Source organism: Pseudomonas sp. LB3P81 (genome assembly GCF_054897965.1).
On record NZ_JBUBVG010000001.1, the window covers coordinates 32,665 to 41,999 of the forward strand.

A 9,335-nucleotide genomic window follows, 5' to 3' on the forward strand; every position below is an offset into this window, starting at 1 on the left:
GATCAACGCGTCAGGCAGAACGGGCATTGCGCCGAATCACTTGCGGCGGCTGCCCGAACGCCCGAAGAAACGCTTCACGCATACGCCGGCGATCACTGAAGCCGGTTTCGGTGGCGATCTGATCGAGGTTCAGTCGCCCGCGTTCCAGCATTTGCCGGGCGACTTCCAGGCGCAGGTTCTCGATGGCCTTGGCCGGCGACTGGCCAGTTTCAGCGCGAAACGCCCGGCTGAACTGGCGCGGGCTGAGGCGCGCCACGTCCGCCAGTTGTTCCACCGACAACGCATCGGCGAGGTGTTCCCGGGCGTAGCCGAGTACGGTCTGGATGCGGTCGGATTTCGGCTCCAGATCCAGCAGCGCCGAATGCTGGGACTGACCGCCCGCACGCCGCTGGTACATCACCAGTTTCTGCGCCACGGAACGGGCGAGTTCGGCGCCGTGATCCTTTTCGACCATCGCCAGCGCCAGGTCGATTCCGGCCGTCATCCCGGCCGAAGTCCAGATCGAACCGTCGACCACATAGATGCGGTCCTCTTCCACCTTGATCGACGGAAACCGCGCTTGCAGTTCCCGCGCATAAGCCCAGTGCGTGGTCGCCCGCCGCCCGTCGAGCAAACCGGCCTGAGCCAGGACGAACGCCCCGGAGCAAATCGACGCCGTACGCCGCGCGGTTTTAATGCTGGCGCGCAGGTAATCCAATACACCCTCGGGTGCCTGCATGAGGATGGCGTCGCCGCCGACCACGATCACCGTATCGAACACCCGCTCATCGAACGCCTGGGTGCCGACGCTCAAACCACCGGAAGCGCGCAAGGTGCGGCCGTCCTCGGACAGCACGCTGACTTCGTAAAGCGCTTCGCCGGCGCTGAAGTTGGCGTACTCAAACACCGGCATGGCCGCCAGCGCCATGGACTGGAAACCCTCAAACACCACAAATGCCACGGAAGTCATCGATAAGCCCTCAAAAGGACGTGTCCTAAAAACGTACTATAAACGTCATTTGAGACAGGCGTGAGCGCATTTATAACTGTTCACACCCGGCGAACCTCTCGCCTCACTGTGAAGGACACTGAACATGGCTCTCTCATCCAAAGGCACCGCGCTGATTACGGGCGCTTCTTCCGGCATTGGCGCGGTCTACGCCGATCGTCTCGCGCGTCAGGGTTACGACCTGATTCTGGTCGCCCGCAACCAGGCCAAATTGAACGCCCTGGCCAATCACCTGAGCAACGAAACCGGGCGCGCCGTAGAAGTCGTCGCTGCCGATCTGAAAGACACGGCCGATCTGCGCCGGGTTGAAGGGATTTTGCGCACGGACGCCAGCATCACCTTGCTGGTCAACAACGCCGGGGTCGGCGCTGTCATGCCGTTGCTGGGCAGCCCGGTGGATGACATGGAAGACATGATCACCCTCAACGTCACCGCACTGATGCGTCTGGCCTACGCCGTGGCGCCGGGGTTTGTCGCCCGTGGCAACGGCACCGTGATCAACATCTCCTCGATCGTGGCGATCGCGCCGGAAATTCTCAACGGCGTGTACGGCGCAACCAAGGCGTTCGTTCTGGGGTTGAGCCAATCCATGCAACATGAACTGGCCGACAAAGGCCTTCGCATTCAGGCCGTACTGCCTGGTGCCACCGCCACCGATTTCTGGAGCGAGGCCGGCAACCCGGTGGAAAACCTGCCGCAGGAAATCGTCATGACTGCCGAGGACATGGTCGATGCCGCGCTGGCAGGGCTTGCGAATGGCGAAGTGGTGACCATTCCGGGCCTGCACGACGGCTCGCAGTGGGATCGTTACGAAGCCCAGCGCAAAACCCTGTCGGGCTTGTTCGGCAACTCCGCGGCGGCACCGCGTTATCGCTGAAACGGCAGGCTCGGGCCAGGGTGATCTAAGCTTGGATAAGGACCGTTCAACACCGGCTTGTTGAAGAAATCGACGAGCCGGTGCGCGCCCGAGGAGCCCAACATGCTTCACATCAGAACCCCCCTGATCCTGCACCCGGGCTTGTCGACCCCCACTCGGCGGATCTGGCTCAAGTTGGAAAACCTGCAACCCAGCGGCTCGTTCAAACTGCGTGGCATGGGGCTGTTGTGCAGCCAGGCAAAGGCTGAGGGCAAGCGCAAGGTGGTCTGTCCTTCGGGTGGCAACGCCGGTTTCGCCACCGCTGTCGCGGCGGCCAGCCTGGGGTTGCAAGCCTGCATCGTGGTGCCGCACACCACCCCGGAAAGCACTCGCGCGAGGATTCGCAAAACCGGTGCCGAAGTGATCGTTCACGGCAAGGTCTGGGACGACGCCAATCAGCGGGCGAAGGAGCTTTCACAAGGGGCGGACACCGAATACGTGCCGGCCTTCGATCATCCGGTGTTGTGGGAAGGGCACAGCACGATGATCGATGAGATTCTCGAGGACTGTCCTCAAGTCGATACGCTGGTGACGTCGGTGGGGGGCGGTGGTTTGCTGGCAGGCCTTCTCACGGGATTGATTCGGCATGGCCGTATGGATTGTCGCATCGTCACCTGCGAAACCGCGGGTGCGGCGTCTTTTTCGGCTGCGATCAAGGCCGGGCATCCCGTCAGGCTTTCGCGTATCGACACCGTTGCCACCTCGCTCGGCGCGGCTCAAGTGGCGGACTGGCCGGTGCAACATATCCTCGATTTTCCTCACCAATGCGTGGTGCTCGGCGATGACGAAGCGATCATGGGCGTGGTGCGTTACGCCAACGATTTGCGTCAGCTGGTTGAACCGGCGTGCGGTGTTTCGTTGGCCATCGGCTATCTGGACCACCCGGCAATTGCCGATGCCCATGACGTGGTGATCGTGGTCTGCGGCGGCGTCAGCATCAACGCACAACTCGTTGCCGGATGGGCGCGTTCATCCGCTGCAAGCGCAAATTAGCCGCAAAGCGAAGCAGGGCCGCAAACACCTGGCCAGGTGTCACAAGCCCCACCGCGACTGTTTCAGCTTTCATTGCCCGGCAGCGGCACCGTCCTGGATCAGAATGGCTCTGGCCAGGTCTTCGTCGCTGGCGTTCAGTCCGGGATTGTCCTGGCGGATCTGCTTCATGACCGACTCCAGATACACGCCACGAATCGCACCGCCACTGGCCACGAAGCTGGAGGCGTCATCCCGGGCAGGGATCATGAGTTTGTCGTCCTTGAACGTCGAGTACAGCGAAGCAGAAACCCCGGCCGAGGTGGCCACATCGCCCGCATCCACTTTCGCGAGAGCCGAACCGAAGGGTAAGCACAACACAAGGGAAGAGATGATGATCAGACGGCGCATGACGGTTTCCTCCGAAAGCGTGAAGCGTGAAGCGTAAAGGAAGTACCACATAATTTAGGATACGCGGCGGCCGTCAGGAGTTCCTTGCGGTACGAACAATCACTCCAACCAGCAGGTCGTCGATGGCAGCACTGTCTTCGGTTTGCGCTTGCAGCAACTGCCTGTACTGAGCCTGGCCGCTGACCGACCGACGATCAGTGTCCGCGCGGCCCCACGCCATGAGGACTATGCTTTGCAGAGTGCCCATTGCAATGGGAGACCTCTGATGATCAACGTACGCACGGCCCGCATGCTGGCCGATTACAAACTCTGGGCCGATCAGCGGCTCTTTGACAGCCTGGCCGATTTGCCTCCCGGCGAGGTCAACAAAGCGCGGGTCTCGGTGTTCAAGAACATGATCGGCACCTTGAACCACATCTACGTGGTGGACTGCATCTGGAAGGCTCACCTCGAGGGTCGGGGGCACGGTTTCAAGACCTCACACGATCTGTTGCACCCCGACCTCGCCGATCTGTGCCTGGCGCAAAAGGACATCGATCACTGGTACTGCGACTGGAGCGAATGGCAGACCGAGGCATCGCTGGCCAAACCCGTCGAGTTCACGTTTGTCTCGGGCGAAAGCGGCACCATGAGCGCCGGCGCGATGCTGCTGCACGTGGTCAATCACGCCAGTTATCACCGTGGCTGGGTGATCCAGATGTACTTCGACATTCCGGCCATGCCGCCGATGACGGACCTGCCGATTTTCCTGCGCGAGACGGATCCGGGCTTCAATTCGGTCAATGCCCCGGCAGTGGCGCCGACATGTGTTGGGCTATTCGCGAGCGCAACCAACGTTCTGCCGGATCGTTATCGTTGACCCCGTTCCACACCATCGACAGCTCGGACAGCACGATGTCAAACGGCGGGTCGTCGGCCCGCAACTGGCTGCTGCCTTCGATCAGCGCAGCCGCTGCGTAATCCGGCACCGTGGCGAGCATGTCGGTGCCGGCCAGCAGGGCGCGCAACCCGGCGAACTGCGGCACCGCCAGCACTACGCGGCGTGAGCGACCGATGCGTGCCAGATCGTTGTCGATGGCACCGGTCAGGTCGCCGGAAAACGACACCAGCGCATGAGGCCGTTCGCAGTAATCATCCAGCGTCAGGGCGCCGGGACGATTGTCGCCGCGCAGGATCTTCACGCTTAGATCGCGCAGTTTCTTGCGTTTGGCGTTGGCCGGCAGTTCCGTGGTGTAGCTGATCCCGACGGAAATCTCCCCGGACGCGAGCATGGATGACATCAACAGGAAATTCACCCGCCGCACCACCACCACGACGTTCTGCGCCTCTTCGCGGATTTGCTTGAGCAGCGGCGGAAACAGGCCGAATTCGGCGTCGTCGGACAGACCGATGCGAAACACGTCGCGGCTGGTAGCCGGGTCGAAATCCTTGGCCCGGCTGACCGCGCCGGAAATGGTGTCCATCGCCGGCTGCAACTCTTTAAGAATCTGTAGTGCGCGCTGGGTCGGCTCCAGCACACGACCGTTGCGCACCAGCAGCGGGTCGTCGAACAGATCGCGCAACTTGGCCAATGAAGCGCTGACGGCGGGCTGGCCGAGGAACAGCTTTTCCCCGGCCCGGGTCAGGTTTTTTTCGAACATCAGGGTTTCGAAAACCACCAACAGGTTCATGTCCACGCGGCGCAGGTCGTTGCGGTTCATGGCGGGGATACTCGCAGGGGGGGCGGGGTCTTTTCAGTAAAGCAGCAAACCCATGGGGTGGGAGCAGCAACCCCCTGTGGTGGTAGGACTTACTGTGGCGAGGGAGCTTGCTCCCGTTCGGCTGCGCAGCAGTCGTAAAATCTGTACGCGCGGTTTGTCAGAATTGACCACCATCGCCTATTTGGGGCCGCTGCGCGACCCAGCGGGAGCAAGCTCCCTCGCCACAAGAGATATTGGCTACTCGATCGGGTCGAGTCGGTCCAGCGCCCGGTTCACCGTCAGTTCACCCAGCATGATGACCTGCGCAATGCCCAGCAGGGTGTTGCGGCTGGACCCCTCGGTGCGATCTGCCAGATCCATGGTCATGACATGGGCGGAGGCCAGCGATTCGCACGCATTACCCAACAGGTCTTCGGTGTTGATGTGCGGATCGATGACGTACATCGTGGTGAGTCTGCGCGGGGTGGCTCGGATGTCGGCGTAGGACGGGATGCGGTCCGAGGTTTCTTCGGGTTTTTCCGGGTCGAAGTTAGCGGAGGAGGATGTCGGATCGGTGTCTGGCGGGTTGGGCGTTACTTTTGGCATAGTTGGAACTCCAGTACTTTCTAGATTGGAGCCATCACTCTCGCTACCAAACGAGGGGTGGTGGCCATGCACAGGTTGGTAGACCGGAGTACTGGAACCGGCGCCTTCGAAAAGGCCCTGCGCACGACCACCATAAAAGCCACGACCTGAAAGGGCGTCAGCATGATGCGGCGTTGTGCGCAGTACTCCGGGCTACCAAACCCGATCACTGTTTTTCAGCGACCGGCAAACGATAGAACCCGGGCCCAAGGCGCACAAGCCGGCGGATTCTGGCGTACGCGTAGGCAACGACGCAAGGCGCTGTAGCTTTCATGAAGTAACGCGCAGCGCTTTTAAACATGACGGATCCAGCAGCGTTTAACCACGATCCAATGTGGGAGCAACTGTCTTCACCATGCCATTCGTCACCGCCACTCGGTGCCGTCGCGTAGCATGGCATTCAGCCTGATCAACAGCACCCGCATGCAGGCGATGAGCGCGACTTTCGCGCTCTTGCCTCGCTCTCGAAGACCGTCATGGCGAGCCTTGAAGTCGGCCTGATGGCGGATTACGACCCAGCAAGACATGTAAAGTGCACGTCTAACACGGGCTCGTCCTCCATATATTTGACGTTTCCCGCTGTGATTGCCGCTGTCGTCGTTCAAGGGCGCGATTCCCGCCAAGGCCGCAATCTCCCGGCGATCAAGTTCGCCTAGCTCGGGTAGATAAACCAGCAAACTGGCAGTGGCGACCGTACCGATACCCTTAACGGAAATGAGCCGTTCGGCTTTTTCTGCATCCAGATCGCGCATGCTCTGATTGATGATTTTATCGAGCTGCTTGATCTGCGTTTGCAGGTAGCGAATATGGTCTTTGATCAACGCGATAACGGCGGGTAGCTGAGCCTGCTGAAGTCGGCGCTTGTTGTCGTCTCGTTGCTGGACGAAGTGCTCACGCTGCTGAACCAGTTCGCGCAGCGCTTCGCGTTCAGGCGAAATAACCTTGCTGCGTGACGCACTCAGCACTTCAGCGAAGTCCGCTAGAACAGCTGCATCGATAGCGTCGGTCTTCGCGTTCTTGCCTATTGCCACCGCAAAGTATCTGGCTCGGCGAGGATTGACTCTGAGAACTTTGAAGTTTGCGCCTTGCAGGGCTGCCATGGCATTGCGTTCATAGCCCCCGGTGGCCTCTAGCAAAATCATGCCGACGTCAAACTGACTCAATCGTTGAATCAGCTCAAGAAACCCTTCTGAAGTATTTGAAACGTCGAAACCTTCGTTCTGCGGTTTAACCCAGACGACAAGGTTTGATTTTGAGATGTCGATCCCAACCCAGGAAATCATGGCAAAACCCTCTTACACTCAGATGTGAGAGTGCTCTGGCTTTGCCCACGCTTGTGACTTCGAGTGGCTGCTCGTCCAACTGTTCGGGCTTATGGGCCAGAGTGGAAAGGTGGATGGCAGCTCTGCTCCCACACGTGCTTTGAGCACCGCGGACTTACAGCTTGCCATTCACCTCTCTCACCCCAGAGTTTATCCCTAGGCATAGACACAAGCGGGCTTGCTCGCGAAAGCGGTGTGTCAGTCGCTGTTTAGTTGGCTGATACGACGCCTTCGCGAGCAAGCCCGCTCCCACATTGGTTCTTCGGTGTTATGGAAATAGGGTCAGCTCTGGGCAATCAAACTCTGCCGGCAATCGAGCACCAACCGCGCTCCACCCCATTCGCTCTCACCCACCTCAAGCGTAAACCCATGCAGGCTGACAATCGCCGCCACAATCGACAAACCCAACCCGAACCCGCTTTGCTGATTGCCGCCCTCGGCACGATAGAAACGCTGGAACACTGCGTCGCGTTCGGCCACAGGAATACCGGGGCCGGAGTCGAGCACTTCGATCCGTGTATGCCCACCCTCATTGATTCCCCGCAAAACCACCTCGCCACCGGGCGGTGTGAATTTGATCGAGTTGCTGAGCAGGTTGGCCACCGCCTCGAACAACAACGCGCGATCGCCATTGAGCGGCGGCAAGGCTTCAGGCAATTGCAGTCGAAAAGTCAGCTCGTCTTCCTCCGCCAGCGGCAGGTAAAAGTCGTGCAGTTCCTGCAACAACGGCACCGGGTCGAGTTGCACAAAACCGGAACGCCGTTGCCGGTCTTCCAGCTCGGAAATTCGCAACAAACCGCGAAAGCGCGCCATCAGGGTATCCGCTTCGGCGAGCACTGAATCGAGTTGCGTCGCTTCTGTCGACCCTTCGCCCGCCTGTTGCTGCATGCGATACAACTGCGCCCGCAAGCGGGTAAGCGGCGTGCGCAAATCATGGGCAATGTTATCGCACACGCCCTTGACCTCGTTCATCAAACGCTCGATGCGTTCGAGCATGGCGTTGACGATGGCGGCGAGCATGTCCAGTTCGTCGCGGCGATTGGACAGCGGCAAACGTCGGGTCAGGTCACCGGCCACAATCGCCTCGGCACTGGCCTGAATCCCGCGAATGCGCCGCAACGGTCGACGGCGTAACAGGTGCCATCCGACGATGCCCGGCAAAATGGTCAGGGTCACGCCCCAGAACAACGCGTGCAGAATGATTCGGGTCACGGCGAACAGCGAGCCGTTGTCGCGCACCAGAATCAGCCAGAGACCGTCACGCGTCTGGGTCGCCACTGCGTCGCAACTGTCGCTGGGCAGGGTCGGGTCGTCGGAGTCGGCGCAGTCGCTGAGCATGTGAATCTTGCCGTCCAGCGGCAAACCTTCAGGAATGTGGCGCAGGGCACCGCTGAGGTAGCGATGCTCGGCATCGAACAGGCCGTAGGCGTCGATGCCGCGAATGTCGAAGGTCATGCTGACGGCGAGGGCGTCCACCAGTTGTTCGCCGGAAAAGCGCGAGAACAAATGCTGACGTTGCATCAGCGAGTGTTTGGCCAGGTTGTCCAGGTAAGCGGACACCTCGTAATACATGACCCCCATGAGAATCCCGCTCCAGAGCACGAACAGCGAACTGTAGAGCGCCAGCAAACGGCTGCTGGAAGAACGCCAGCCTTTAGAGGGGTTCGGCAATGACATAACCCGAGCCTCGCACGGTCCGAATCAGTGGGACATTGCCGGGCGGGTCGATTTTCTTGCGCAGTCGGCCGATGTGCACGTCGATCAGGTTGGTGCCGGGGTCGAAGTGATAACCCCAGACCTCTTCGAAAATCATCATGCGCGACAGAATCTGCCCGGTGTTGCGCATCAGGAATTCCAGCAACTTGTACTCGGTGGGCAACAGCGTCAGCAACTGTCCGTCGCGGCTGGCTTCGTGGCTGATCAGGTTCAGTTCCAGGTCCGCGACCCGCAGCGTGGTGGTCTGGGCGGTCACGGTGTTCTGGCGGCGCAGCAGCACTTCGACCCGCGCTGCCATTTCATCGGTGGCAAAAGGTTTGGTCAGGTAATCGTCACCACCGGCACGCAAACCGCGCACGCGCTCATCGACATCGGAGAGGGCGCTGATCATCAGGATCGGCGTCGCCACGCCCATGGTCCGCAGCGTCGTGACAATTGCCAGACCATCGAGCCCGGGCAGCATGCGGTCGAGCGTAATCAGGTCGTAATTGCCGCTGACTGCGCGCTCAAGACCCTCGCGGCCATTGTCGACCCAATCCACGTCGAGGCCGTGGCTGCTCAATTCGGCGACGATTTCCCGGGCGGTCACGGCGTCGTCTTCGATGGTCAAGATGCGGGTCATAGGTTGGCCTGATTAAAGTTCACAGCGATGTGCGGCATTTTGCCAATAAATGATCGCAGCCTTTTTA

11 protein-coding genes are annotated in these 9,335 nt (G+C 60.3%); 3 read left to right on the plus strand and 8 right to left on the minus strand.

Going from position 1 to position 9,335, the window contains the following annotated elements:
- Nucleotides 1–10: 10 nt before the first annotated feature.
- The gene (locus ACYZTL_RS00190) at nt 11–949 is read right to left on the minus strand and encodes a GlxA family transcriptional regulator (RefSeq protein ID WP_461950040.1); all 939 of its coding nucleotides are present in this window, start codon (nt 947–949) and stop codon (nt 11–13) included.
- 124 nt (nt 950–1,073) lie between these two features.
- Between ACYZTL_RS00190 and ACYZTL_RS00195 the strand changes: the two genes are divergently transcribed.
- A complete protein-coding gene (locus tag ACYZTL_RS00195; protein WP_461950041.1) occupies nt 1,074–1,865 on the plus strand; it encodes an SDR family NAD(P)-dependent oxidoreductase in 792 nt (263 codons plus the stop codon).
- A 102-nt stretch (nt 1,866–1,967) separates the two neighbouring features.
- Complete coding sequence (locus ACYZTL_RS00200; RefSeq protein ID WP_461950042.1) at nt 1,968–2,897, plus strand: pyridoxal-phosphate dependent enzyme; 930 nt, start codon at nt 1,968–1,970, stop codon at nt 2,895–2,897.
- A gap of 69 nt (nt 2,898–2,966) precedes the next feature.
- Here the strand turns inward: ACYZTL_RS00200 and ACYZTL_RS00205 are convergent, their stop codons facing one another.
- Nucleotides 2,967–3,284, minus strand: a complete 318-nt coding sequence (locus ACYZTL_RS00205) for a DUF2388 domain-containing protein (protein WP_461950043.1) — start codon at nt 3,282–3,284, stop codon at nt 2,967–2,969.
- Nucleotides 3,285–3,357: 73 nt separating this feature from the next.
- Complete coding sequence (locus tag ACYZTL_RS00210) at nt 3,358–3,531, minus strand: hypothetical protein (protein ID WP_461950044.1); 174 nt, start codon at nt 3,529–3,531, stop codon at nt 3,358–3,360.
- 18 nt (nt 3,532–3,549) lie between these two features.
- Here ACYZTL_RS00210 and ACYZTL_RS00215 point away from each other — a divergent pair, with 18 nt between their 5' ends.
- On the plus strand, nt 3,550–4,143 hold the full coding sequence (locus ACYZTL_RS00215; protein WP_461950045.1) for a DinB family protein: 594 nt from the start codon (nt 3,550–3,552) through the stop codon (nt 4,141–4,143).
- Here ACYZTL_RS00215 and ACYZTL_RS00220 read toward each other — a convergent pair.
- From ACYZTL_RS00220 to ACYZTL_RS00240, 5 genes are all read right to left on the minus strand, one after another.
- A complete protein-coding gene (locus ACYZTL_RS00220) occupies nt 4,064–4,984 on the minus strand; it encodes a LysR substrate-binding domain-containing protein (RefSeq protein ID WP_461950046.1) in 921 nt (306 codons plus the stop codon). The two genes, ACYZTL_RS00215 and ACYZTL_RS00220, sit on opposite strands and share 80 nt — an antisense overlap.
- Nucleotides 4,985–5,221: 237 nt before the next feature.
- Nucleotides 5,222–5,569 carry a DUF6124 family protein gene (locus ACYZTL_RS00225; RefSeq protein ID WP_461950047.1) on the minus strand — a complete coding sequence of 116 codons (348 nt, stop codon included), beginning with the start codon at nt 5,567–5,569 and terminating at the stop codon, nt 5,222–5,224.
- 404 nt (nt 5,570–5,973) lie between these two features.
- Nucleotides 5,974–6,891, minus strand: coding sequence for an IS110 family transposase (locus tag ACYZTL_RS00230; protein WP_461950048.1), 918 nt, complete (start codon nt 6,889–6,891; stop codon nt 5,974–5,976).
- 321 nt (nt 6,892–7,212) lie between these two features.
- Nucleotides 7,213–8,607 carry a sensor histidine kinase gene (locus tag ACYZTL_RS00235; protein WP_461950049.1) on the minus strand — a complete coding sequence of 465 codons (1,395 nt, stop codon included), beginning with the start codon at nt 8,605–8,607 and terminating at the stop codon, nt 7,213–7,215.
- The gene (locus tag ACYZTL_RS00240) at nt 8,585–9,268 is read right to left on the minus strand and encodes a response regulator transcription factor (protein ID WP_461950050.1); all 684 of its coding nucleotides are present in this window, start codon (nt 9,266–9,268) and stop codon (nt 8,585–8,587) included. Before ACYZTL_RS00240 ends, ACYZTL_RS00235 begins: the two co-directional genes overlap by 23 nt.
- Nucleotides 9,269–9,335 lie beyond the last annotated feature (67 nt).

What these genes read in the sequence shown, in the direction of transcription:
- ACYZTL_RS00215 (WP_461950045.1), top strand. Translation starts at nt 3,550, where the DNA reads ATGATCAACGTACGCACGGCCCGCATGCTGGCCGATTACAAACTCTGG.
- ACYZTL_RS00220 (WP_461950046.1), bottom strand. Translation starts at nt 4,984, where the DNA reads ATGAACCGCAACGACCTGCGCCGCGTGGACATGAACCTGTTGGTGGTT.
- ACYZTL_RS00230 (WP_461950048.1), bottom strand. Translation starts at nt 6,891, where the DNA reads ATGATTTCCTGGGTTGGGATCGACATCTCAAAATCAAACCTTGTCGTC.
- ACYZTL_RS00225 (WP_461950047.1), bottom strand. Translation starts at nt 5,569, where the DNA reads ATGCCAAAAGTAACGCCCAACCCGCCAGACACCGATCCGACATCCTCC.
- ACYZTL_RS00195 (WP_461950041.1), top strand. Translation starts at nt 1,074, where the DNA reads ATGGCTCTCTCATCCAAAGGCACCGCGCTGATTACGGGCGCTTCTTCC.
- ACYZTL_RS00210 (WP_461950044.1), bottom strand. Translation starts at nt 3,531, where the DNA reads ATGGGCACTCTGCAAAGCATAGTCCTCATGGCGTGGGGCCGCGCGGAC.
- ACYZTL_RS00235 (WP_461950049.1), bottom strand. Translation starts at nt 8,607, where the DNA reads ATGTCATTGCCGAACCCCTCTAAAGGCTGGCGTTCTTCCAGCAGCCGT.
- ACYZTL_RS00190 (WP_461950040.1), bottom strand. Translation starts at nt 949, where the DNA reads ATGACTTCCGTGGCATTTGTGGTGTTTGAGGGTTTCCAGTCCATGGCG.
- ACYZTL_RS00200 (WP_461950042.1), top strand. Translation starts at nt 1,968, where the DNA reads ATGCTTCACATCAGAACCCCCCTGATCCTGCACCCGGGCTTGTCGACC.
- ACYZTL_RS00240 (WP_461950050.1), bottom strand. Translation starts at nt 9,268, where the DNA reads ATGACCCGCATCTTGACCATCGAAGACGACGCCGTGACCGCCCGGGAA.
- ACYZTL_RS00205 (WP_461950043.1), bottom strand. Translation starts at nt 3,284, where the DNA reads ATGCGCCGTCTGATCATCATCTCTTCCCTTGTGTTGTGCTTACCCTTC.